A 24,105-nucleotide genomic window follows, 5' to 3' on the forward strand; every position below is an offset into this window, starting at 1 on the left:
ATTGGGTAACCAATTATTAAACGAAATGAGGTTCTGCCTGTGAGCGATCATAAGCACGATCATGTGCACGGCCCGGACTGTGACCACGATCACGAGCATGGGGAAGATATTTTTATCGTAACTGACGAGAACGGTGAAGAACACGAGATGGTAATGGTGTACACATTCCAATCTCAAGAGCAGGCATATGCCGTTTTGCTCGATCGTAACGATCCTGAGGCAGATGGTGTCATTTTCCGTATCGAAGAAGAGGATGAAGAAGCTTACCTGGTCAATATCGAAGATGAAGCAGAATGGGAACGCGTCGTGACCATTTATAATGAAATCGTAGCTCAAGAGAACGAAGAGTAAGAGCTATACATAAGAACCCCCTTTCAGAGAAGTTTCTGGAAGGGGGTTTCTGTTTGTTTCTACGATTTCATTTTCTTGGGTTGAAATACATGATTCTGCCATTGAATAGATGAAGTTCAGCTTTTAATTGCTTGCCAAGATATTTGCAGAACTCGTTGCCTTTGCTCTTGTCTCCGTGGGTTGCATCTTCCGGCAATACAACTTGGACATAGTGGCGATCTTCCTCTTGGTTCCGCTCGCTGCCAACACCGATAACTATATATTTGTACAGCGGATTTATGCCTTTAAGGTAAAACCACTTGCCTTCGCCTTCCGGCTTCGTCTCGATCGTATAGGGAAACCCAGCCTCGTCGTACTCCCATCCCAGCTGCTTAGCAGTTAGAGACAGTTGTTCTCTGTAATGCAGCAGTTTCTCTTTCAGCTCATCCAAGGATAGAGCGGGGACAGCGGAGCCTGTTACGAATTTAATATAGGCGCTTTGAGCCATTTCCTTGATCACCTCACCGACTAAACATCACCATCATCATAGCATCATGTAAACGGTTTTACAATATTTTCACGAGGGGGAGCAGGCTAGAAGATGGCCTGCGTCTCGACGATGACTTTCACGTTCTGTACGCTGCGGTCCTCAGGGCCTTTCACAGGAAGACCGACTTCTACATGTTCGACGATGTAGTCGATCAGCTCTTGCGTAATAACCTCGCCTGGCAGCAATATAGGAATACCCGGCGGGTAAACGTATATAAATTCGGCGATAATGCGGTCTGCCGCATCTTTGAAAGGAATCGTCTCGGTTTCGCCATAGAACGCATCCCGAGGCGTCAGCGTTAGCTGCGGTATCGCCGGTACTTTGATAACAACTTCTTTAACATCAGTAACATCATCGTTGACGTGGGAAAGCTTACGTAATGCATCCAGCAAAGTATCAACGTTCTCTTGCGTGTCCCCAGGTGTAATCAGGCAGAGGATATTGTACATATCACTCATTTCCACTTCGATGTTGTAATGCTCACGCAGCCAATTCTCAACTTCAAAGCCGGTAATGCCAAGCTTGCGCACGTGTACGCAAATTTTAGTAGGATCATAATTATATGTGGCCTCTTCGCCAAGTATCTCTTCACCGAAGCAGTACAGATTCGTAATTTCATTGATCTGTTTTCTCGCGTATTGGGCGAGTTCGATGGCCCTCTCAGCCATTGCGCGGCCATTGAGAGCGAGGTGTCTGCGCGCTGTGTCTAATGAACCTAGCAAGATGTATGAGGTAGACGTCGTGGTCAGCATACTGATGATCGTTTGAATGCGTTTCGGGTTCACGCGGTTGCCCTGCACGTTAAGAACCGAGCTCTGGGTCATTGACCCGCCCAGCTTGTGCACACTCGTTGCGGCCATATCGGCTCCGGCTTCCATCGCCGACATCGGCAGCTTCTCGTGAAAGTGAATCAGAACGCCATGCGCCTCATCGACAAGAACAGGCATGTTATAGCTATGAACGAGATCTACAATCTCTTTAAGATTCGTACAGACGCCATAGTATGTAGGGTTTATGACCAGCACTGCTTTGGCGTCGGGGTGCTTCTCCAAGGCTCTGCGAACGGAACGAGTCGGAATTCCATGGTCGATCCCGAGGTTTTTATCGCGGGCTGGTTGAATGAAGACCGGCTTAGCTCCTACGAAAATAATGGCCGCTAAGACAGATTTGTGCACATTGCGCGGAACGATGATTTTATCGCCTTCCGAGCAAACGGTCATAATCATCGTCATGATGGCACCGCTTGTGCCTTGTACGGAGAAAAATGTATGATCGGCGCCATAAGCGTCCGCAGCAAGCTTCTGAGCGTCCTCAATCACGCCCATTGGTTGATGAAGATCATCCAGCGGTGCTATATTGATGAGGTCGATGGACAGGGCGTTGTCCCCAATAAAGGAACGAAACTCCGGGTCCATGCCGACTCCTTTTTTATGTCCAGGAATATGGAACTGAATCGGATTTTTCTCGGCGTGCTTAAGCAGTGCAGAGAACAGGGGGGTACGGGTATGATCCACCTGATTATCGCTTCCCTTCTATTGTGGATTGCTTGTCGATCTTTGCAACAAACAAAAAAAGTATAACAAAATAGAAATTACATGCAAGCTAAATTTTTGAAAATAGTTTGCGTCAAATACGGCAAAACTAACAGTATCCGTATAAAAAACTGGAAGAGAAGGCGATATTCCGTGAATCCGCTGCAAAAATGGCAGCAAAAACGATTATTTTCACCGTTTGTGCTGAAATTGTTAATAATTATGTTTGTTGTCGAATTTGTGAAGGGAGCCCTGCTTTTGACGATTCTTCCTGTCTATATGAAAACGACGCTCGGCGCTTCCGCATTTATTATCGGATGGACACTAGCCGCTCAATACATAGGTGACAATGTGCTGCGCACTCCGGTCGGTTGGATTATCGACAAGATGGGATACCGGACGACGATGCTTACGGGAGTTCTGCTTACCTTTATTTCCGTTATTCTCATCGCGACAACCTCACAATATTTATGGACGATCATCGCTTGTGCGCTGCTTGGTTTTGGTACGGCTCCGCTATGGCCCTGTGTGATTACAGGCACAACGGAGGTGGCAGGGGATGAAGCAAAAGGAACGATTATGAGTGTTATCTATATGGCCTGGCTTTCAGGGGTGGGGCTGGGGCCGGTGGCGATCAACTTTTTTATCAATGACAACAATTACAGTTTAGCTTTCCGTCTGCTTATCGGATGTATGACTCTTGTCGTGCTGGTAGCGCTGCTGCTGCCAAGAAAACAGAGTGCTGAGGATCCTAAGATAGATAAGGTGGGGGGTAAGGCGCATGAAACTTACATTCCTTTTTTTCAAAGAGCTGCTGCATATTTTAGAGAAGTTCGCCGTTCCATGTCCGTAAGCCCGCTTTTGTTTCCCGCGATGTTCGCGCAAACCTTTGCTTTAGGCATTTTGACGCCGATTTTAACGCTATATGCAAAAGAAGTGTTGCAACTAACTTCCTTTCAGTTCAGCATGTTTCTGATCGCCGGAGGTGCGGTGACGGTGATCTTACTGGTTCCAATGGGGAAGCTGGTGGATCGAATCGGTATTCGTCCTTTCTTGATTGCCGGCTTTTCGATTAGCGCCGTCACGTTGCTTTTCTTTACATTCGTACAATCTTTGACAATTCTCTATGTGCTTGTGGCTGCACTTGGAGTTGGCTATGCTTTCATCATTCCATCATGGAATGCGCTTCTTGCCTCAGCAATCCCGCCAGAGAAAAGAGGAGCCGTCTGGGGCTTCTTCTTGACCATTGAAGGTCTAGGGATGATCGTAGGGCCCATCGTATCAGGCAAGCTATGGGATGTATATGGCTATCATGCACCTTTTCTAATGAGCGGTTCCGTTCTGGTCGTACTGCTCGTTCTTCAAATGTTCATTTCCATCGGAAAAAAAGGTGTGGTACGATAGTGGAAAATGTTTCATTTGGAGGATAGACAAGCAACATGAATAAACAAATCGGTATCATCATGCTGTTGCTGATGACCATATTTATTGGTTTCGGTATTATCATCCCTGTACTTCCTGAGGTCGTGAAAGGTGCTGGAGCCGAATTTCACAATGCGCTCTTGCTTTCGATATACTCTGCAGCGTCATTTCTCATGTCGCCGATATGGGGGGCCATATCGGACCGCATCGGACGCAGGCCGATCATTTTGATCGGATTGATCGGTTTCTGCATTAGTTTCCTTATATTCGGATTTGCGGATGGTCATTTGTGGGTCATGTATGTGTCCCGGATCTTCGGCGGGTTATTCTCGGGTGCGGCTACCGCCTGTGCAGTCGCTTACGTGGCTGACATTACGACGAATGAAAATCGGACCAAAGGTATGGGCATGGTCGGCATGTCCATTGGTTTAGGCTTTATTTTCGGCCCGGCCATCGGCGGCATTTTGAGCCGTTGGGGCACAGAGCTTCCGTTTTTTGCAGCATCCGGTTTATCATTGGCTGCTTTTTTATTCGCTTTCGCGATATTGAAGGAGTCATTGCCTGCAGATCGGCGCACAACTGTGAAGGAGAACAAGGCTTCCAGATGGACCGCGTTTGCCGGCGCTTCCAAGTATTTGTATGTATTGTCGTTTTTCGTTTCTTTTACGCTTGCTGGCTTGGAAGCAACGCTTCAGTATTTTCAAATGGACAAGATCGGCGCTACGCCTTTTGATATTGGCATGATGTTCCTGGCAAGCGGCATCGTCGGCGCTCTTATTCAGGGCGGAGTCGTTAGACGCTTGGTCAAAAACGGCGCCGAGCAGCGGGTGATCGCGATCGGCCTTATTTTGTCGGCAGCGGGATTCTTCCTGCTGCTGTACTCGTCAAGCGTGCTCACGGCCGCGCTGTATCTCTCGATCTTCGGCGCCGGCAACGCGCTCATCCGCCCGTGTGTGACGTCGCTGATTACGCAGCGGACGAAAGTCGGGCAGGGCGTGGCAACGGGCCTCAGCTCCTCCATGGACAGCCTGGGCCGCATTGCCGGCCCGCTGCTCGGAGGAGCGGTGTTCACGGTTGCGCACTCGCTGCCGTTTATCATCGGCGGCGTGCTCTGCTTGGCGGCGATGCTTCTGCTGCTGCGCTTTATGCTCCTGGACCGCCAGAGTGAGGTCCAGCAAGCAGCTTGAGCGGCATGGTGCCCGCGGGGCATATGGCCATGGAACTTTTAAGCGATTTTTCCACGTTAAAGTTCCTGCGTACTGGGGAGCCGTAGATAACGTTGGGAAACCGCGTTTCTCGGTGGAACATTAGGATAAACTCCCACTAATTCACCCCAATCCAAAAAGACCTGCATCTCAACACGATGCAGGTCTTTTTGGATTGGGTCACAGGAAGTACGTATTAGAGTGATATAGGTGCAACTGATGTGGTTAATAAAACTTTTGTAATGCCTAGTTTTCATTGATTGGATTCATGCTTTCCGGTTTTAACAAATCAAATGCAAGCAAAAATCTAAATCCGCCTGCAAATGCTGCTTCATCAATTCTTCCGCTTGGTCTCCAGCTCTTGCTTTGATGGCCTCATAAATATTCTCATGCTCATCTATTAAGAAGGGCCGGTTGTAGTAAACAACGGTGCGGCGAAAGAGATAAATAATCGATTGCATACGATCGATGATATCAATCATGAAAGGGTTGTTGCTTGCCTGGACGATGATCTCATGAAATTTCTCGTTAGCCTTCATAATTTCTTCCAGTTCACCCGTTCTGCCGATCCTGACACATTCAAGCAGAGCTTGAAGCTCGCTTTCGTGAAGATACGTTGCAGCGCTTCGGGCTGCGTGTCCTTCAAGCAGCATGCGGACTTGAAACGTATTTCTCAAATCCTTCTCGGAAGGATTGATAACCATTTTACCGGCAATAAGCCCTTCTTGTTCCAATTTACGTATTGATTCGCGTATCGGGGTCCGGCTGACTCCCAATTCAGCAGCAAGCTTTTCCTCAACAATTTTGGTTCCGCGAGGAATGTCGCCTTGTAAGATCATGTCACGAATAATTTCGTAGGATTGGTGGTAAGCTGGACGAGATTTTTCAGTGTTCTTGGGCAATATGTACACCTCTTTGCAGATCCGAAATCATAACTAAATTATAAATTATAATGCATTTTATCTTAAAAGTATAGACTAGAACTTTATATAAATTCAGAATAATATATTTGTATCCGAAAAATATAAAATTGTATACAAAAATATGTGTAATTGAATACATTTCGGTCGATCGGGATAATGCGAAACGCTTCTTCCTGCAAACGAATTCTAGATTTTATTTTTAATGAACGCTGCATTTGTCAAAAAGAGCAAAGCTTTAGCGGCAAACATGTGAAAGCGTAATCAATTGGAGGGAATCGAATGAGTAAAAAAATTGGATTTATAGGCCTAGGCATTATGGGAAAACCGATGTCCATTAATCTTTTGAAAGCCGGTTATCATGTAACCGTATACGATGTAAATAAGGAAGCCGTGGACGGGGTTGTTCAATCCGGTGCTGTCGCTGCTGCATCTCCCCAAGAGGCTGCGGAGAAAACCGACATTATCATTACTATGCTTCCGAATGCAAATATCGTCAAAGGGGTTATTTTCGGGGAAAACGGAATTCGCAAAGGTGCAAAAGAAGGATCGGTCGTCATTGACATGAGCTCAATCTCACCCGTAGTTTCCAAAGAGATCGCAAACGAGCTGGCTAAGCAAGGCGTTGAAATGTTGGATGCGCCTGTAAGCGGCGGCGAACCTAAAGCGATTGACGGCACTTTGGCCATCATGGTAGGCGGTAAGGAAGAAGTTTTTGAAAGCGTGAAAGATGTTCTTTCTTGTATGGGAACAGCTATAACATTAGTCGGCGGAAACGGGTGCGGATCAACGGCCAAATTAGCCAATCAAATTATGGTGAATCTCAATATCGCCGCAATGTCGGAAGCGCTTGTTCTGGCAGCAAAAGCAGGCATTGATATCGATAAAATGTATCAGGCCATTCGAGGGGGACTGGCCGGAAGCGCTGTGCTGGATGCAAAAGTTCCTTTGATCCTCGACAGAAATTTTGTAGCCGGAGGAAGAATCGATATTAACCTTAAGGATATTTCGAATGTGATGGAGACAGCTCACGAGATCGGAGTTCCGCTTCCATTATCCAGCCAATTGTTAGAGATCATGCATGCGCTGAAAGCAGATGGCAAAGCAAGTCATGATCATGGCGGTATCGTCCAGTATTACGAAAAACTTGCACATGTCGAAGTTAGGAGGGCATAAGGAATGAGTACGGGCGCAGTAAGTATTTCTTCAATTGAATCACAGTTACCACCGGAATGGCAGAGTAGCAATTATCGCGAGCAAATCCGTCAAATCAACCAAACCGGCAACAAAAAAATTATTGTTCTGGATGATGATCCAACCGGCGTACAAACTGTACATGATGTCGATGTATTGACGCAGTGGGATAAAGAATTATTGCGAGAAGCTTTCAATAAGCCTGAAACTGTATTCTATATTTTAACCAACACACGCGCCTATCAAGCGGCTGAAGTGGAACGCATTAACCGTGAAATTGCCCAAAACGTACAGGCAGTTGCTAGTGAAACCGGGATTGATTTCGTCTTTGTAAGCCGAGGCGACTCTACATTACGCGGATATTATCCTTTAGAAACGGATACGTTGAGGGATGAGCTTCATCGTATGACCGGACTTGAATATGACGGGCATCTCATAATTCCAGCTTTTTTTGAAGCGGGCCGCGTCACCTATCAACATACACATTTCATTAAAGAAGACGACAAGCTGTTACCGGTTCACCAGACGGAGTTTGCCAAAGATAAAGTTTTTGGCTATGAGCATAGTGATTTAGCGCAATGGGTTGAAGAAAAAACAAAGGGTCGCATCAAGTCGGATGATTGCGTTGTGATATCACTTGAGCAAGTGCGCAGCGGACCGGATGCTGTGGAAGAAATCTTGTTAAATGTGGAAGGGAATGCACCTATAATCGTAGATTGCCTATCCTATGCAGATCTTGATGTCCTGGCTTTTGCCCTGCTGCAAGCTGAGCAAAAAGGCAAAAAGTATATTTTCCGCACGGCAGCCTCTTTCGTGAAAGCCTACGGGGGCATCGCTGATCAAGATATTTTGCCGAAGGAAAAGCTTATTGCAAAAGGTCAAGAAACACACGGAGGTCTTGTGGTCGTCGGTTCCCATGTACAGAAGACAACACGCCAATTGGAGCAATTGCTGAAAGGGACCGACATCATTTCGCTGGAAATGGACGTCAATAAGATTTTGAACCCTGCAGAAAAAGCGGATGAAACGAAGCGGCTTATTTCGAAAGTGAATGAGTACATCGCCAGAGGGAAAAATGTGGTTGTTTTCAGCAGCCGTAAGCTTATTGCCGTTGATAGCTCAGAGGGAAACTTAAACATTAGCCAAACGGTATCGGAATCACTCGTTAAAATTGTAAGATCTCTGGACATTATCCCTAAATTCATCATTGCAAAAGGAGGCATCACCTCCAGCGATGTCGCCACGAAAGGGCTTGGCATTCGCAAAGCAAGAATCATTGGACAAGCCGCAGCAGGTATTCCAGTCTGGCTTACTGGCGAAGAGGCCAAATTCTCAGGAATTCCATATATCGTGTTTCCGGGTAACGTAGGGAGCGATACGACACTTCTTGAAACAGTTCAGAAAATCGAAGGATAACCGGATTAGAGAGAGAAGGGACCCGCAGGATGTTAGTAAATACGAAAGACATTTTATTAGAGGCGCAAAAGAAAAAATATGCTGTCGCGGCATTCAATGTTATTAATCTTGAAACTGTACAAGCCGCTATTCAGGCAGCGGAGAATGAGAAACAACCGGTGATCATTGCACTGGGAGAGCGCTATTTTCCCACAGTCAATGTTGAAGGATTTGCTGCGCTGGTTCGAGCACTTGCGTCCAAAGCTAGAGTTCCCGTTGCGCTGCATCTGGATCACGCTTATGAAAAGGAATCCATAATAAGAGCGATTCAGAACGGCTTTACATCTGTGATGTATGACGGCTCCAAATATGATCTTAGTGAAAATATTTCACGCACAAAAGAAATCGCAGACATCGCTCATCAGGCAAATGTATCGGTGGAGGCTGAGATAGGGTCTCTGGCCAGAGGCGCTTTCTCGGACGAAGAAGAAGGCGATGGAACGCTTACAGATCCGCAATCGGCAAAAGAGTTTGTTGAGGCGACGAGCGTTGATTTTTTGGCCGCCGCTATAGGCACAGTACATGGCATGTATCAAGGGGAACCTAAGATTAGCCTGCAGCTTTTAGAACGAATTCGTGATGCCGTCGATATTCCGCTTGTTTTGCACGGCGGGTCAGGGACACCTGATGAGATAATCAGGCAAACGATTGGGCGCGGCATCTGCAAAATTAATGTGAATACGGAAGTGTCCATGGCAGCGGTGACTTATCTGCAAAATAGGTCTGACCAATCGATGGTTCATCTGTCAACTATCATGTCAGAGATGCAAAAATCAATGGAAACTGTAATGACTAAATTCATCCGCTTGTTCGCTGAGTAAATTTTTCGGAAAAAGGAAATCGCTTACAAATAAAGGGGGATAAATATGTATTCTTTGTTCGGATTAAGCCACGACGCTAGTTTGTTGCTTTATGCTTTGATTTCCATCGTAGGTTTAATTGTATTGATCGCCAGGTTTAAAACAAACCCATTTATCGCGTTGATCGTTGCAGCTTTGTTCATGGGATTGATTTCGGGAATGAAGCTGCCTGACATTGTAAAGTCCTTTCAGGATGGGGTAGCCGGCACTTTAGGTTTTATTGCCATCGTGATCGGACTTGGAACGATGCTCGGCAAAATGATGGCCGAGTCAGGGGGAGCCGAACGTGTCGCCCGCACGCTTATACGCGTTTTTGGCGAGAAGAATGTCCACTGGGCGATGATGGTAGTGGCTGTCATTTGCGGGATTCCTGTATTTTTTCAGGTCGGGGTTGTCTTGTTGATTCCTCTTGTATTCGTGATTGCCAAGCATACCGGCACTTCGTTAATCAAGATCGGTCTTTCTTTAGTTGCCGGACTTGCCGTTGTTCACAGTCTGGTTCCGCCTCACCCGGCAGCGATGCTGGCAGTAGGTATTTTCAAAGCTGATTTGGGTATGACGATCTTATTATCCATTTTAGTAGCTTTTCCTGCTGCTGCGATAGCGGGACCGATTTATGGCTCGTACATTGCCAAGAAGGTTATAGTAGAACCGACGGGTGAACTGGTTGAGCAATTCACGAAGGCTCAGCAAAAGGAGCTGCCTGGTTTCGGCATTACGATCTTTACAATTTTGCTTCCGGTTATTTTGATGCTGCTTGCTACTCTCGTGGATGTTACTCTTCCTGCGACTAACGGATTACGCATCGTTGTTGATTTTATTGGAAGTCCGGTTGTAGCTCTCCTGATTTCGCTGATATTTGCTTTCTATTCATTTGGCTTTGCCCGCGGCTATGATAAAAACGACCTTCTGAAGTTTACGAATGATTGTCTGGGACCTGTCGCTTCCATCATTTTGATTATTGGCGCAGGCGGAGGCTTCAATAAAATATTGATTTCAAGCGGAGTGAGCGACGCGATTGCTAAACTGGCTACAGGCGCACATATCTCGCCGCTTGTATTGGCCTTTGTAATCGCCGGCATTATCCGAGCTGCAGTTGGATCTGCCACTGTCGCGATGACAACATCAGCCGGCATCGTTGCCCCGCTGGCTGCTACAATGCCCGGTACTAGCCCTGAACTGTTAGTGCTTGCAGTAGGTGCAGGTTCGATCATGCTTTCTCATGTGAATGACTCCGGGTTCTGGTTGATTAAAGAGTTCTTTAACATGTCGGTAGCCCAGACGTTAAAAACGTGGACCGTGATGGAAACCATTCTGTCTTTCGTTGCCTTTGGCTTGATTTTGTTGCTCAGTCTATTCATTTAAGGGAAAGCGAGAAAGAAGCAGTTTGCTGGATAAGTAATGTGTTTATCCGCCGCTGCTTCTTTTCGTTTTGAAGATATTCTATACCTGTTGGCTACTCAACATGCTTCTTGCGGTCAACCATCTTCTCAATAGACGGGGTTAGCTGCTCTTTAATCGATGCGACCAATTTATCCTTCGAAATCCCTTTGGATTGGGCGATTTCTGCAAGTGACTTGCCTGCTCTAAGCTGGTCACGCATCTCATCCCTACTCATGCCGAGCTTTTTCGCCAGCTTCTCCGGATCAGGCTTCAAACTGTGCCTGTGCCACTTGCCGTGTCCGTCCGCATGCTCGAACAAGTTTTTCTCGTTAAGGATAAACTTAAGGTGCTCGCCGAGGTTTTGTTTCATATGCTCGCCTTGTTCGGCTGTCAGCTTGCCGTCTTTGACGGCTGCTTCGATCTTGCCTGTGCGCAGCTGCTGCAGTTTGGCGGTCAGATCAGCTTCGCTCACACCTTTTTCCGCTGCGACTTGAACGATGCTCTTACCGTCTTTCAGCGACTTGACCATCGCATCTTTATCGATGCCCAGCAAGGATGCGGATTCTTCGACGATAGGCCATTTTCGGCCATGGCGGCCATCCTTATACTCGTCCGTGTATGAATCGATTGTACTTTGCTGAGTCTCTGAGCTGCTGGCTTGGGCCTTGGCATTCTGACCGAAGCTGCCACCAAGTACAAGGCTGAGAGCAATAGAGCTCACTATGAGTTTTTTCATGTATGCCTGGTTCATTTTGGGACCCTCCTTTCCGTTAGGATACGGAATTACAGCATTTAGTCTGTGCAGGAGGGGTTAAAATTAGTTTAAAAGAACCTTAGCCTAACATAAATTTTACTGCACACCCACAGCCATCTGATAAAGCGGCATCAATGTCTCAAACGTTTGTTTGACAAGCTGCTCGAACTCAGCGCCTTTAGTTAATAACGGATCAACGGAATTCAGGTTGCGGCCGATCAGCAGCTCCGCTTTTTTCACGTCACGGAAGCGGGTTAACGCCGCGTTCCACCCATTGCGATCCAGCTCGGAAACGGCAGTGGTATCTTTTTTCATATGATCGAAGGAGATTACGAAATCGGAAGGGAGCTCCTTTTGAAGCCGATCGATTTCTTTCATGTATCGCGCAGCGATATGACTTTTGTTCGGGAGCTCATAAATGAGTGCAAGCCATATAAAGACACGATCGTCGAAAAGCCCGACCTGAAAGTGAGGAACCTGCTTGTACCCCCGTTTATTCGGGCAGATCGCCATCCATGTGTCTACAGGCGGGTTAACAGTGCGTCTGGCATGCTTGGCAATATGCAAATACATTTCCGTGCCGGAAAGAAGGGTAAGATCCTCGCAGAGTGAGTCGCCAATAGCCTTGAATTTGGGTTGTATACGCTCGCGGATCGCTTCCATACGGCCCTCCAGACCTTCTATAGCAAACGTTTTAAAATCATGTGAAGTAAATCCGGTGAAATTCATCTTGTTCAATTCCTCTCTTATCTCCTATTTATAATAATTCTAAAACAATTCGACGCTTCTCGCAATGCAGGGCAGTTAGGTAGCCTTGTGGTAGTAGGTCATTTGATCCATTTTAATGAGAAAAGCAGGAAATTTCTCGGATTTTGGCGAAGTTTTAGAAAGAACTTATAAAGGAAGACAGGAGAAATTATACGTATGAGTATGCCAAAATGGTCTAAACTTACAATTATCGGCACTTTAATGGGTACCTGCTTCACAGCAGGCGTTTACGCACAGGATTTGATTCAACGTGTTGATGCGTATTTGCGCAATGACTACAATATTGTCGTTAACGGCCAGCAGGTGAAGCTTACGAATCCGCCTCTAATTTATAATAATTCGAGTTACCTGCCCGTGAAAGAACTGAGCACATATTTGGGAGCGGTTGTGAATTGGAAGGACAGCAACAAAACCATCTATATCAATAGCCGAATCAGTCCTCAGCAGCCGACAGAAGGAAACAATACGACCTATACGGAAATTGTGCTGCAGGTTCCATATGCGCAATATATGGATTATCTCGGAGGTACGTATCCCGTTCTAACGAACATGACTGATCAAACGTATTATCGTTTGAAAGACGTGGAGCGAATGGGCATTGATACGCAAGGATTACGCAAAGCGAAGGAAAAATATACGGGCGACCTGTACGTAAGCGAGGCGGAATTGCAGACCAAATGGAAAGAGCAGCCGCAGATTTCGTATCTCATGAATGAGCCGGTTGTGATTACGGGCGAGACAAATGACTTGAAGCGCAAGGTGATAAAAGAGTACATAGACGGTTTCCGTTATTATGAAATTAATAAAGTGCCCTATATGACTACGCCAATCATAGTAGATGCGCTGCCGGAGGAGAACACCTATAGTTACTTATTGACGGAGAATGGGCACTTTTACCGGACAACGCTGAAACTTACGAAGTTAATGACGACTAACAGCACGATGGATTATGTAGTCGGCAGTTCGTCCAAAGAAGACATACAGGTGACCAAGGTTCAATAGACTTAAGCACCTGCGCCTGACTGGCTCTTTAAATAAAAAATCGCAATCTGCGTTCGATCGCGCAAATTCAGTTTACTGAGTATTTCAGTAATATAATTTTTGACCGTACCTTCGCTCAGGAATAATACCTGGGCGATTTCTTTGTTGGAGAGACCTTCAGAGATTTTGACAACGACGGACTGCTCAGTTGGCGTTAATCCGAGAGTGCTCAATGGCTTATGTGCTTCCTTAGGCGTATTTGGACTAAGGTTGATGAACGAAGTCAGCTTCTTCGCGATGTCCGGGTGGATAAGCAAGTTACCCTGATGGACGGTTTTGATGCTCTGTATAATCCGATCGGGCGCAATATTTTTAAGCAGGTATCCGCTCGCTCCGTTACGTAATGCCTGAACGATGAATTCATCATCGTCAAAAGTCGTCAAAATGAGTACTGCAATACGAGGGAAAGCCTGTTTGATGCGGAGGGTACCCTGAACGCCGTCGCAGATCGGCATACGAATGTCCATCAGCACAACGTCTACTTTTGTGCCAGCCTGAATGAGTTCAAATGCCTCCTCGCCATGGGTGCAAGTACCTGCAATTGTAATTTCCTCGTCAAGGCCGATAATTAATTTTAAACTTTCACGAATAAATGGATCGTCATCAGTGATGAGTACATGTATCATTTTATATGAAACCCCTTCTACATAGATTGAGCATGACGGTAGGCAGGTAAGACGGTGGTGACGTTATACCTTTCATCGACGCTGACGAATAACTGACCGCCAATGACTTTCGCGCGTTCTTCCATCCCGCTAATTCCCAAGCCTTTGATGCTCGTATCGGTAGGCAGCGCCCCGTTATTGGAAATATTCATCGTTATTAATTTTGGCTCGTAAGTTAATTCAATCAATACCTGTGTTGCACCGCCGTGACGAATTGCATTCGTCACGGCTTCTTGGGCGTTACGGTACAGAATAAATTCCAGACTCGGATACAGTGCATATGGCATACCGTATATCTCCAAATCGATCGTGATGCCGCTGTCCCGAATCAATTCTTCGATCAGCTTGTTCAGCGAATAAGTCTGCATGGTACCCTCATCAGGCTTTAAACGGCGTACTGTCGCCCGGAGCAGCTCCATGCTCTCCGTCAACTGGTCGCGTACGGAGAGCATCATATCCATCCCTTGCTGCTGCTGTGCCGGAAGGATGCGGATACCGGCCTCCATCATCATTTTCAAGCGAATAAGCTTATGTCCGAGATCATCATGGATATCCCTTGAAATGCGGTTACGCTCATCGGCTTGAGCGATATTTTCGACCTTACGGGCATAATCGATCAACTGCATGCGAGCTTCGTCAAGCTCGTAATGTTTTCTCCGCAGTCGATCATAGACCAGTTCCACTTCCTCTTTATTTTGCGATGTGAAAAGCAGCTGCAAGAGGAGGAGGGTAAGCGCGATAAAAATGAGGTTGGCGATTACGTAATGACTGGCGGGTTGTTCATGCAAGGAAATGTTTAATAGGATGAGTTGAAGGAGCAAACAAGGGTAACGATATTGACTGCCCGCGAGTTGGACATACGAAAGTTGAGTCGAGTAGAACGTGAGAAATAATAGACCTCCATAAGAATAGCTCAACCAAGCACCAAAACCGATTTCGATTAGCAGGATAAAAAAAGAAAAAGATGCTAAAAGAGCAATTCTGCGAAGCTCTGCGATCCATATGAGCAGGAGAGTGAAAAAGACAAATTTTCCGTATGAGGAATAGTTTTCCAGATACATAGAAGCAATTGCCGGTATGAGTATAAGCATGTATCGCGTAAGCGGCAGAAGAGCAGTCAATCCGTTCCCGTCCTTTTCCAGCAGGTTTACGAAAATTATAGCACAGTTTTTAGAAGGGGTAGCAGGGATTTGGCCATATATGACTTTTGTCATGTTGGAAAATGACTAATTCTACCTGTGGTATATCGTCTAATCAAGTACAATTGCTTCACGGACAATAAATGGAAGAGAACGCTGATGTTTACGAAGAAAGTTTTGCTGAAGCAAAACTCGAAGGAGAAGATTCTATGAGCTTTATCCAACTCAAGGATGTCGTTAAAAGGTACAACAACAATATATCTGTGGATCATCTGAATTTAACCATTCAGGAGGGCGAGGTTTTCGGGCTATTAGGTCCGAATGGCGCAGGTAAAAGCACAACCATCAAAATGCTGAGCGGATTGCTCAAAATCGATCAAGGGCACGTGCTGGTTGACGGTCTTTCCGTCGCGAGTCAACCGCTTGAAGTGAAGCGCAGAATCGGACTCGTTCCTCAGGATCTGGCGATCTACGAGGGGTTAACTGCGAAGGAAAATGTGACATTTTTCGCGAGGTTATACGGTTTGCGCGGGAAGCTTCTTAAATCAAGAGTGGAAGAAGCGCTGGACTTCGTCGGATTAGCGGATCGCAGCGGAGATAAAGCGAGTTCTTTTTCGGGTGGAATGAAACGAAGATTGAATATCGCATGCGCCATCATGCATCATCCTAAGCTGATCATAATGGATGAACCGACGGTGGGCATCGATCCGCAGTCCCGCAATCATATTCTTGAGTCGGTTCGCACGTTGAACCGCATGGGTTCTACGATCATTTATACTAGCCACTATATGGAGGAAGTATCGGCGATTTCAACACGAGTCGGGATAATGGACCACGGCCATCTGATCGCTTGCGGTACACAGGAGGAGCTACGGTGCAAAGTGGCACAAGACAATAAAATTATTATTCAGGCCGCGAATATCGTGGACGAAGCGATTCAAGAGCTCAATAATCATCCGCGAATCAAGAAAGTAACTCTTCAAGATCAAATGATCGAATTACTACAATTAGCGTCCTCGCAAGCTTATTTACAGGATATCTTGTTTATTTTATCTAAACATCAGGTGAAAATCGTTTCGCTTACCCAAGTTGAGCCGGATCTTGAGGCGTTGTTCCTGTCCTTGACAGGGCGAACCTTGCGGGATTAGGGGGCTGCGCATCATGACCATATGGGTTATCGCCTGGTACGAAATGCTGCGAATACTGCGTATGCGCTACGTACTTATCGTTCAATTTATTTTGCCTCTTTTGCTTATATTCATCTTAGGATCAGCACTGTCTAATGCGTTTAAGGTCGAGGACCGATCGCTGAAACCGGTGGAAGTGGATATTGTTCAATCAGATAAAGGCTCTTTGAGCAACCAATTTCAAAGCTTTCTTGCGGAGCCTGAAATTAAAAAACTTCTAAATGCGAATCCCGTTTCCACAAGAGATGAAGCCGTGAAACGGGTAAAGGCGGGAGAATCCGAGTTTGCCCTGATCGTCCCCGCTGATTTCAGCACGAAAGTTATTACGGGTCAAGAAGCAGGGTGGGAGATGATCCTTGGCAAGGATTACGATCAGAACCTCATCGCTCAAATGACGCTGCGCTCCTTTTTAGAAACAGTGAATCTGATTCAAGCAACCGCGTTAACAGCCGATCCTGCTGCGATTAATATGATGAAGAGTCAAGCGGGCAATGCTTTTCAAAATCCGGTTTACCCCGCTTCCTATGTACGTCTCGGAAAACTGAGCAATTCTGATGCTGCTTATACCGCTACGCAGTATTACGCGGCATCCATGCTTGTTATGTTCTTGTTGTACTCGGGAATGGCCGCAGCAATTGGTTTGCAAAGCGAGAAGGAGGTTCACACATTGTCACGGTTGAATTCACTGCCTATTTCTAATCTGCAGATTCTGCTGGGCAAAGTGCTGGGGAATACCGGAATTGCATTGCTGCAAGCTTTTGTCATCATCGGGACAACGACGTTACTGTTCGGAGTGGATTGGGGACACTCATTCCTGATGCTTTTCCTTGTTTGCTTGATGATCATCATTGCATCTATGAGTCTTGCGATTCTGGCCATGTGTCTTGCCGGGTCGACGAAGACAATTAGCATGATCTTTCAAATTCTCATTACGGTGATGACTTTTCTGAGCGGAGGATTTTCGCCATTGCCGGATGGCTTGTTGCATAAACTGGGTGTATTTACAGTGAATCACTGGGGAATGCAAGGTATGCTCCGAATAATGCTTGGGAGTGACAACTCGATTATCATGCATCACGTGTGGACGCTGGTCGCGATAGCTGCTGGGCTTCTGATCGTTTCTCTGGTCGTATACCGAAAGGCGGGGTACCATGAATAGTTTCTATATTGCGCTTAATATGCTGCGACGTACGTTGCTTCAGAAAAAAGGATTTCTAATCTATGTGGTCATACCTGCAGCTGTCATTTCGTTCATTATCGGCGTAGTCGGACAACAACATACAAACCAAAGCAACATCGAATATATCAATGCGGATCGGGGGCCGCTGGGTGCACACCTAGTCCACGAGCTTTCAACCCTGCCTGATTATCAATTAACGGAAGCTCCGTCGGAACAATCGTTGAAAGAACACGTGATCAAGCAAAAGGTGAGTGCAGCTGTAATGATTCCCGAAGGATTCAGCGATACGATGATGAGGGGATCCACAGCCGAGGTTGATCTGTTTCAGATCAGCTTGAATGAATCAACATATTCGCTAAAACTTAATCTCGACAGCACATTGTCCAGATATAAAGAAATCATTGATCTTCAACAAAGCATTGGGCTGCAAAATGAGGCATTGGCGGATGCCGTAGAAAAGACGATTGTTCAAATGGAGAAGCATCAAGTGAAGGCAGCGGTCACCGATTACGATTTGTATACCAATCCGAATATGAGCACGGTTATCGGTTTTATGCTGTTATTCATGATGGGATTAATTAATAATACAGTCACTGTGATTATGGAAGACCGCAGACATCGTACGATGGCGCGGATGTATACGGCTCCGGTCAGATCGGCGGAAATTGTTCTCGGCAATTTTTTAGGCAGTTTCCTTGTGGGCACGTTACAAGTTCTAGCCATCCTTTTGTTCACCAGATATGTCATCAACTACGATTACGGATTGCCGTTCCTACCGCATTTCATCATTATTGAATTTTTCTTGCTCGCGAGTATGGGAATTGCCAGTGCGATCGCAGGCATGGTCAAAAATTCAACGAATATCAACATCATTAATTCCATTGTTATTACGCCGACAAGCATGCTGGGAGGTTGTTTCTGGCCGATAAGTGTGATGCCGGACTGGATGCAGAAAATTTCCAACTTCGTACCGCAAACGTGGGTGATCGACGCCATCGAACGGATGGCTTCGGGGCAGACGCTGTCTGAGATGTGGATGCATATGGGCATACTAAGCTTGTTCGCCTTGATCTTGCTTGGAGTCGGTTCGGTGATCCTCAAACCGGGGGAAGCTGAGGCCAGCTAATCGCCAAAAGTCCCCCATCATACAAAAATAAAGGGCTGCCTGCGTATCACAGGCTTGCCCTTTTCGTATTTATAATTGAATTAGAGAACGAAAGCGCTAGAGATAATTACCAACAAAATGAAAAGAACCAAAATTGCCGCCGAAGACGTGTATCCTACACCTGCTCCATAGCTCATTGTATTCACCCTTTCGTCTTGATCTGATTGAGTTACGAGATAGCATATGGTTAAGTTCCTCAGAATGAATGGGCTAATGGGAAGTGCTTTTATGATTGTGCTCCTACCTAGCATGAAAAAAAATCATGGTTTATGTTACAATACAGTGATGACATGATAGTGGGAATGGAGAGTCGAGAACATGCCAATTACTGCAGAAGAAGTAGCTGAATGGATGTTTCAGGAATTGAAATCAGCCGGCATTTTATATCAAAAGGATGCCGTCGATTATATTGTAAACAACTTTGGCGAATCGTTCATATACGTGAACGAGAACGGTAATCAAGCCATCGGGAAAGATGTGAAAAAAGCGTTTAAAAAATTGCACGGCGGGAGAGCGGCCTGGGAACGGGACGGATTCTTCTGGGGCTGGCACTAGGCAATAGCGGGAATATTTACAAAGTTAGGCTGGGGCCGCATTGGAATAGGCGTCAGCTTTTTTTATACGCTTTCACTTAAAAAAATGTCAATAATCCAAGTTGCTAAAACATAGAATTCATAATAAGATAAGGGTAAGAGGATAAGTTGTCTGAATATTTAAACAAAAATGCTGGGATTTGATATGGAGGGGATTGCCGTGAGTAAGAGTCATGAAGTGGAGTATTGCAACCTAGAGTTACGATTTGATCGCCGGCTAATCCGGAATTTCATCAAAGCACTTATTCAGGAAGGTTATTCTTTGTACTGGAATGAGAGTGAGCAGCAATTTATCATTTCGATTCGCACGGGTCGTAAGCTGATCAAGCTAAAATTCGAAAGAATTGGTGAGAAATATAAAATTGTTGGCAATTACTCCTTCAAGGATGAGAAGCTCGCTGAAATGATGGAAAAACTGATTGGGGACACGCGCGGTCACGCGGTGGTAAAAAGGTTTAAAGATCGTCAAATTCTCATTGAGAATATTATGTTCGGTGAGATCATTCGCATGGTGGAGATTAGCGGTATCGAACATAAAGTGCTGTATCAGAAGGAGCCCACTGTGACAGTTGAGGAAGTGATGCAAGCGCTGCGATCCAAACGGACAGATGAACGAATTCCTATTCTGCGTATGGAACTCGACTACGAATTGGCAACACTTCAAGACGCCATCGCGGCAGGGGATCAGAAAGCTGTGCTGGAAAGCAAGCTGAGGCTGGTCGAAATGAGACAAGAAATGCTATTATTGGAGATGTGAAAATGAATAGTGGAATCAAATAAAAGGAGAGCCTGTATCCAGATACGGTCTCTCTTTTGCGTTTTTGTTGCGAAAAAATGACTATTGTTAACGTGTGCATAACATGGTATTCTGTTCTCAGAGGTGAATGTATGAGCGTTACGATCAAAGATATAGCACGACTAGCAGGCGTATCGCATACGACTGTTTCCAGAGCGCTGAACGATAGTCCGCTAATCAATGAGAAGACGAAAGATCGGATTCGCGCCATCGCGGAAGAGATGGATTATACGCCGAATTTTAGCGCGAAAAGTTTGGTGCTGGATCGATCTTATAATTTAGGGCTCTTTTTTACCACACTGAGTAAAGGGACTTCGGCGGGTTTCTTCTACGATGCGATCCGTGGCGTTAATAGCGTCATTCAAGACCGGTATCAGCTTATTGTCAAAGGCATTGACGACTATACCAGCTTTCACTCTATTACGCGCAAAAGCTTCGACGGCATTATTGTCGTCAGCCAGAGCGATGAGGATCAGCCGTTGATCGATCATGCGGCGGACAAAGGAATACCGCTGGTTGTGTTGAACAGGCCTGTAGATACAGTGGGAGTGCTGAACGTCCTCTCTGATGAAGAGCAGGGAGCGTTCCAAGCAACCTCGTATTTAATTCGGCAGGGACATCGGAATATGGCCTTGATCGAGGGTCGGGTCGGGTTTAAATCCGCTCAGAACCGTAAGGAAGGCTTTGAGAGAGCATTGGCGCATCATGGTATAACGCTGAAGCCAAGCCATCGCTTTCCCGGGCTATACGATTTGGAGAGCGGTTATAAAGCAATGCAGCAATTTTTGATGCTCGAGGATCGGCCTACTGCGGTGTTTTGTTGTAATGATGAGATGGCGCTTGGTGCTATGAAAGCGATCTCGGAAGCAGGATTGCAAGTGCCCGGTGATATATCGGTGATCGGTTTTGACGACACGGTATTCGCTGCTTATGTGACCCCCGCATTAACGACCGTGCGTAGACCGATTGAGCAAATCAGCAAAGAAGGCGCCATCCGTCTTCTAGGCAATATAGAGAACAAACAGTACGCAACGGAGCAAGTGCTTCTAAAAACGGAGCTGATTGTGCGGGAATCCGTACATCCGCTACAATTAACGGGGGAAGAGGGATAAGACGATGAGCATTCTCAGAGAGTTGTTGAAAGATATTCCAATACCGCAAATGGTGAAAATTCGGCAGAAATTTGACCGAACACGGCTGGAGCATCCTGAGAAGGAGCTTGAGTTCAAGCTCGCCGGCAGCGGTGTAATGGAAAGCATTCTGCCGGGACAGCACGTGGCAGTAGCCGTAGGCAGTCGGGGTATCGCGAACATTGCGGGTTTTACAAAAACGACGCTTGATGCGATCAAAGCCAGAGGCGCTTATCCTTTCGTCGTACCGTGCATGGGAAGCCATGGCGGAGCAACAGCTGCCGGACAAACGGAGGTGCTGCAGCATCTCGGTATTACAGAGGATAGCATGGGAGCCCCGATCCGCTCCTCTATGGAAGTGGTACAAATCGATCAGCTGCCCAATGGGCTGCCCGTTTATGTAGACCGCATTGCCTCTGAGGCGGACGCGATTGTCGTCATCAACCGGGTAAAGCCGCATACGGCATTTCGGGGACGCATTGAAAGCGGTATCATGAAGATGATTGCGATCGGACTCGGTAAGCAAAAAGGGGCCGAGGCGTGCCATCAGCTCGGTTTCAAGTATATGGCTGAGAATGTGCCTGCGATGGCTGCAATCATGATCGAGAAGCTGCCGATCGTATTCGGCGTGGCACTCGTGGAGAACGCTTACGACGAGACATGCCGCGTAGAGGTGCTTCCTGCGTCTGAGATCGAAGCGCGCGAAGAGGAACTGTTGGTAGAAGCGAAATCACGTCTGCCCAAAATTTTGTTCGACGAGATTGATGTGTTGGTCATCGATTATATCGGCAAAAACATTAGCGGCGACGGCATGGACCCGAATGTCACCGGCCGTTACCCGACACCCTATGCTCATGGCGGCCCTGAAGTGGCTAAAATGGTTGTTCTGGATCTGACTCCAGAAACAAAAGGGAATGCGAATGGCGTAGGCACCGCAGATTTCACAACGCAGAGGCTTGTCGATAAGACGAATTTGGAGGCTACTTACGCTAACGGATTGACTTCGACGGTTTGTGCCCCTACTAAACTCGCTACAACGCTTGAGAACGATTTCTACGCGTTGAAAGCTGCCATCAAAACATGCAACATTCTTGATTACAACACATGTAAGCTGGTTCGCATACAGGACACGCTTCATCTTGGAGAAATTGAAATTTCCGTTAACCTGCTAGAAGCTGCCCGTCAGCATCCGGACATTGAGATTTTGACAGAACCATACGAGCTTCAATTTGACAAAGAGGGGAATATTCGCAAATGACATACCTAGCAGCCACGAAGCCATATGTATTAGCGGCGGATATTGGCACGACGAGTACTAAGACACTGCTCATCGACCGGGATGGAGTCGTGAAAGCTTCGCATTCGATCGAGTACCCGCTGCACACGCCGGCTGCCGATCGCGCAGAGCAGGATCCCCAGCAAATATTCGATGCTGTAGTTCAAGGCATCAACGCAGTTATGAGCAAACTCGGCATCCGCGCCGAAGAGGTACTTTGCGTATCCTTTAGCTCGGCGATGCACAGCATTATCGCCGTGGATCGGGAAGCTATTCCGCTCACGCCTTGTATTACATGGGCGGACAACCGCAGCGCCAGCTACGCGGAACAACTGAAGATCAGCGGCTTGGGGCAGCAAATTTATGCCCGCACGGGTACGCCAATCCATCCGATGTCACCGCTGCTCAAATTGATGTGGTTCCGTGACAACAGACCGGAACTCGTGAGCCAAACACACAAATTCATCGGTATCAAAGAATTTGTATTCGCTAAGTTATTCGGCCGCTTTGTCATCGACCACTCACTGGCAAGCGCTACAGGACTGTTCAATCTCGAGCGGCTCGACTGGGACGAAGAAGCGCTGCGTTTGGCCGGTGTGACGCGAGACCAGCTCTCGGAGCTGGTGCCCACTACGTTCCGACTCGAGGGACTAAGTCCGGAGCACGCCTCAGCTATGGGGCTAGCCGCAGATACGCCTTTCGTAGTCGGCGCCTCCGATGGCGTGCTGGCCAACCTCGGCGTCGGCGCCTTCGAGCCTGGCGTAGTCGCCGTGACGATCGGGACAAGCGGTGCGGTTCGAAGGGTTGTCTCCAAGCCGCAAACGGACCCCGAAGGCAAGCTGTTCTGCTACGCGCTCACAGAGAACTTCTGGGTCGTCGGCGGACCGATCAACAATGGCGGCATCGTTTTTCGCTGGATTAGAGACCAGGTGGCGACTCAGGAAGCGGAAGAAGCGAGACGGCAGGGCATCGACCCGTATGACCACTTAACGGAGCTGGCTTCTGAGGTGCCTGCCGGCTCTGATGGCTTGTTGTTCCTGCCGCTTCTCTCCGGTGAGAGAGCTCCTTATTGGAACGCTAATGCCAGAGGCGTCTACTTTGGACTCTCGCTCAGTCACCAGAAGAAGCATATGGTTCGAGCAGCCTTGGAAGGCGTGATGTTTTCCATTCATGCCGTCGCTGCTTCTTTAGAACGGCTGATGGGACCGGCGTCCGAGATCCGGGCTTCCGGCGGATTTGCGCGATCCGAATTTTGGCGTCAAATGATGGCGGACATGATCGGCACGACGGTAACCGTTCCGGATTCCATTGAGAGCTCCGGTGTAGGAGCAGCCTTGCTCGGATTGCTCGCAATGGGTGAAATCAAAGATTTGTCTCACGCGCACAACTGGATTCAGGTAGGAAAGGCTCATGAGGTAAATGAAAGCGATTATCGCATCTATAAACAATTGACATCTATTTATTCAAACGTATATCATCAGTTAAAAGATCAATTCGATGCGATAACCGCCTTTCAGCAGCAGCACCTCACGAGTCCTCAAACATAATGCATAATATTGA

Annotated in this window: 24 protein-coding genes; 16 read left to right on the plus strand and 8 right to left on the minus strand. The window is 46.9% G+C overall.

Annotated elements, in window-relative coordinates:
- The first annotated feature begins 39 nt into the window (after positions 1-39).
- Positions 40-351 (plus strand): DUF1292 domain-containing protein, encoded by a 312-nt coding sequence (locus tag ICC18_RS03860; protein WP_188173034.1) that lies wholly within the window; start codon positions 40-42, stop codon positions 349-351.
- Positions 352-418: 67 nt separating this feature from the next.
- Here ICC18_RS03860 and ICC18_RS03865 read toward each other — a convergent pair whose 3' ends face one another.
- Complete coding sequence (locus ICC18_RS03865) at positions 419-838, minus strand: DUF1885 family protein (protein ID WP_188173035.1); 420 nt, start codon at positions 836-838, stop codon at positions 419-421.
- Positions 839-924: 86 nt separating this feature from the next.
- Complete coding sequence (locus ICC18_RS03870) at positions 925-2,394, minus strand: aminotransferase class I/II-fold pyridoxal phosphate-dependent enzyme (protein WP_188173036.1); 1,470 nt, start codon at positions 2,392-2,394, stop codon at positions 925-927.
- A 171-nt stretch (positions 2,395-2,565) separates the two neighbouring features.
- On the opposite strand from ICC18_RS03870, the gene ICC18_RS03875 reads away from it, so the two are divergent.
- Positions 2,566-3,816: an MFS transporter gene (locus ICC18_RS03875; RefSeq protein ID WP_312029474.1), complete on the plus strand. Its 1,251-nt coding sequence runs from the start codon at positions 2,566-2,568 to the stop codon at positions 3,814-3,816.
- 35 nt (positions 3,817-3,851) lie between these two features.
- Entirely contained in the window at positions 3,852-5,021 is a 1,170-nt protein-coding gene (locus tag ICC18_RS03880) for an MFS transporter (protein ID WP_188173038.1), read from the plus strand.
- Between the two features lie 299 nt (positions 5,022-5,320).
- Here ICC18_RS03880 and ICC18_RS03885 read toward each other — a convergent pair whose 3' ends face one another.
- Complete coding sequence (locus ICC18_RS03885) at positions 5,321-5,941, minus strand: GntR family transcriptional regulator (protein ID WP_188173039.1); 621 nt, start codon at positions 5,939-5,941, stop codon at positions 5,321-5,323.
- 300 nt (positions 5,942-6,241) lie between these two features.
- On the opposite strand from ICC18_RS03885, the gene garR reads away from it, so the two are divergent.
- The 4 genes from garR to ICC18_RS03905 are packed head-to-tail and all read left to right on the plus strand — an operon-like array spanning position 6,242 to position 10,833.
- A complete protein-coding gene (gene garR, locus ICC18_RS03890) occupies positions 6,242-7,135 on the plus strand; it encodes a 2-hydroxy-3-oxopropionate reductase (protein ID WP_188173040.1) in 894 nt (297 codons plus the stop codon).
- 3 nt (positions 7,136-7,138) lie between these two features.
- Positions 7,139-8,569 (plus strand): four-carbon acid sugar kinase family protein, encoded by a 1,431-nt coding sequence (locus ICC18_RS03895; protein WP_188173041.1) that lies wholly within the window; start codon positions 7,139-7,141, stop codon positions 8,567-8,569.
- 29 nt (positions 8,570-8,598) lie between these two features.
- The gene (locus tag ICC18_RS03900; protein ID WP_188173042.1) at positions 8,599-9,429 is read left to right on the plus strand and encodes a class II fructose-bisphosphate aldolase; all 831 of its coding nucleotides are present in this window, start codon (positions 8,599-8,601) and stop codon (positions 9,427-9,429) included.
- A gap of 45 nt (positions 9,430-9,474) precedes the next feature.
- The gene (locus ICC18_RS03905; RefSeq protein ID WP_188173043.1) at positions 9,475-10,833 is read left to right on the plus strand and encodes a GntP family permease; all 1,359 of its coding nucleotides are present in this window, start codon (positions 9,475-9,477) and stop codon (positions 10,831-10,833) included.
- Positions 10,834-10,924: 91 nt separating this feature from the next.
- Here the strand turns inward: ICC18_RS03905 and ICC18_RS03910 are convergent, their stop codons facing one another.
- Entirely contained in the window at positions 10,925-11,602 is a 678-nt protein-coding gene (locus ICC18_RS03910) for a hypothetical protein (RefSeq protein ID WP_188173044.1), read from the minus strand.
- A 99-nt stretch (positions 11,603-11,701) separates the two neighbouring features.
- Entirely contained in the window at positions 11,702-12,334 is a 633-nt protein-coding gene (locus ICC18_RS03915; RefSeq protein ID WP_188173223.1) for a YktB family protein, read from the minus strand.
- Positions 12,335-12,529: 195 nt separating this feature from the next.
- On the opposite strand from ICC18_RS03915, the gene ICC18_RS03920 reads away from it, so the two are divergent.
- The gene (locus ICC18_RS03920) at positions 12,530-13,375 is read left to right on the plus strand and encodes a stalk domain-containing protein (protein WP_188173045.1); all 846 of its coding nucleotides are present in this window, start codon (positions 12,530-12,532) and stop codon (positions 13,373-13,375) included.
- 2 nt (positions 13,376-13,377) lie between these two features.
- Here ICC18_RS03920 and ICC18_RS03925 read toward each other — a convergent pair whose 3' ends face one another.
- Both ICC18_RS03925 and ICC18_RS03930 read right to left on the minus strand, forming a co-directional pair.
- Positions 13,378-14,040, minus strand: a complete 663-nt coding sequence (locus tag ICC18_RS03925) for a response regulator transcription factor (protein ID WP_188173046.1) — start codon at positions 14,038-14,040, stop codon at positions 13,378-13,380.
- Positions 14,041-14,057: 17 nt separating this feature from the next.
- Positions 14,058-15,200 (minus strand): sensor histidine kinase, encoded by a 1,143-nt coding sequence (locus tag ICC18_RS03930; protein ID WP_188173047.1) that lies wholly within the window; start codon positions 15,198-15,200, stop codon positions 14,058-14,060.
- A gap of 227 nt (positions 15,201-15,427) precedes the next feature.
- Here ICC18_RS03930 and ICC18_RS03935 point away from each other — a divergent pair, with 227 nt between their 5' ends.
- Genes ICC18_RS03935 through ICC18_RS03945 form a run of 3 tightly spaced genes read left to right on the plus strand, consistent with a single transcriptional unit; the run spans position 15,428 to position 18,711 of the window.
- Entirely contained in the window at positions 15,428-16,366 is a 939-nt protein-coding gene (locus tag ICC18_RS03935; RefSeq protein ID WP_188173048.1) for an ABC transporter ATP-binding protein, read from the plus strand.
- Positions 16,367-16,379: 13 nt separating this feature from the next.
- Positions 16,380-17,564, plus strand: a complete 1,185-nt coding sequence (locus ICC18_RS03940) for an ABC transporter permease (RefSeq protein ID WP_188173049.1) — start codon at positions 16,380-16,382, stop codon at positions 17,562-17,564.
- Positions 17,557-18,711, plus strand: coding sequence for an ABC transporter permease (locus ICC18_RS03945; protein ID WP_188173050.1), 1,155 nt, complete (start codon positions 17,557-17,559; stop codon positions 18,709-18,711). The genes ICC18_RS03940 and ICC18_RS03945 overlap by 8 nt, the downstream gene beginning before the upstream one ends.
- An 80-nt stretch (positions 18,712-18,791) precedes the next feature.
- Here the strand turns inward: ICC18_RS03945 and ICC18_RS03950 are convergent, their stop codons facing one another.
- Positions 18,792-18,887, minus strand: coding sequence for a YjcZ family sporulation protein (locus ICC18_RS03950; protein ID WP_188173051.1), 96 nt, complete (start codon positions 18,885-18,887; stop codon positions 18,792-18,794).
- A 181-nt stretch (positions 18,888-19,068) separates the two neighbouring features.
- Between ICC18_RS03950 and ICC18_RS03955 the strand changes: the two genes are divergently transcribed.
- The 5 genes from ICC18_RS03955 to gntK all read left to right on the plus strand — a co-directional run bounded on the left by ICC18_RS03955 (position 19,069) and on the right by gntK (position 24,092).
- Complete coding sequence (locus ICC18_RS03955; protein ID WP_188173052.1) at positions 19,069-19,305, plus strand: DUF6953 family protein; 237 nt, start codon at positions 19,069-19,071, stop codon at positions 19,303-19,305.
- Between the two features lie 198 nt (positions 19,306-19,503).
- Positions 19,504-20,100, plus strand: a complete 597-nt coding sequence (locus ICC18_RS03960) for a YkzI domain-containing protein (protein ID WP_188173053.1) — start codon at positions 19,504-19,506, stop codon at positions 20,098-20,100.
- 131 nt (positions 20,101-20,231) lie between these two features.
- On the plus strand, positions 20,232-21,251 hold the full coding sequence (locus tag ICC18_RS03965; protein WP_188173054.1) for a LacI family DNA-binding transcriptional regulator: 1,020 nt from the start codon (positions 20,232-20,234) through the stop codon (positions 21,249-21,251).
- Positions 21,252-21,255: 4 nt separating this feature from the next.
- A complete protein-coding gene (locus tag ICC18_RS03970; protein ID WP_188173055.1) occupies positions 21,256-22,527 on the plus strand; it encodes a nickel pincer cofactor-dependent isomerase, group 22 in 1,272 nt (423 codons plus the stop codon).
- Positions 22,524-24,092 carry a gluconokinase gene (gene gntK, locus ICC18_RS03975; RefSeq protein WP_188173056.1) on the plus strand — a complete coding sequence of 523 codons (1,569 nt, stop codon included), beginning with the start codon at positions 22,524-22,526 and terminating at the stop codon, positions 24,090-24,092. Before ICC18_RS03970 ends, gntK begins: the two co-directional genes overlap by 4 nt.
- Positions 24,093-24,105: the final 13 nt, after the last annotated feature.

The organism is Paenibacillus sedimenti, from assembly GCF_014534655.1.
GTDB classification, from domain to species: domain Bacteria; phylum Bacillota; class Bacilli; order Paenibacillales; family NBRC-103111; genus Paenibacillus_E; species Paenibacillus_E sedimenti.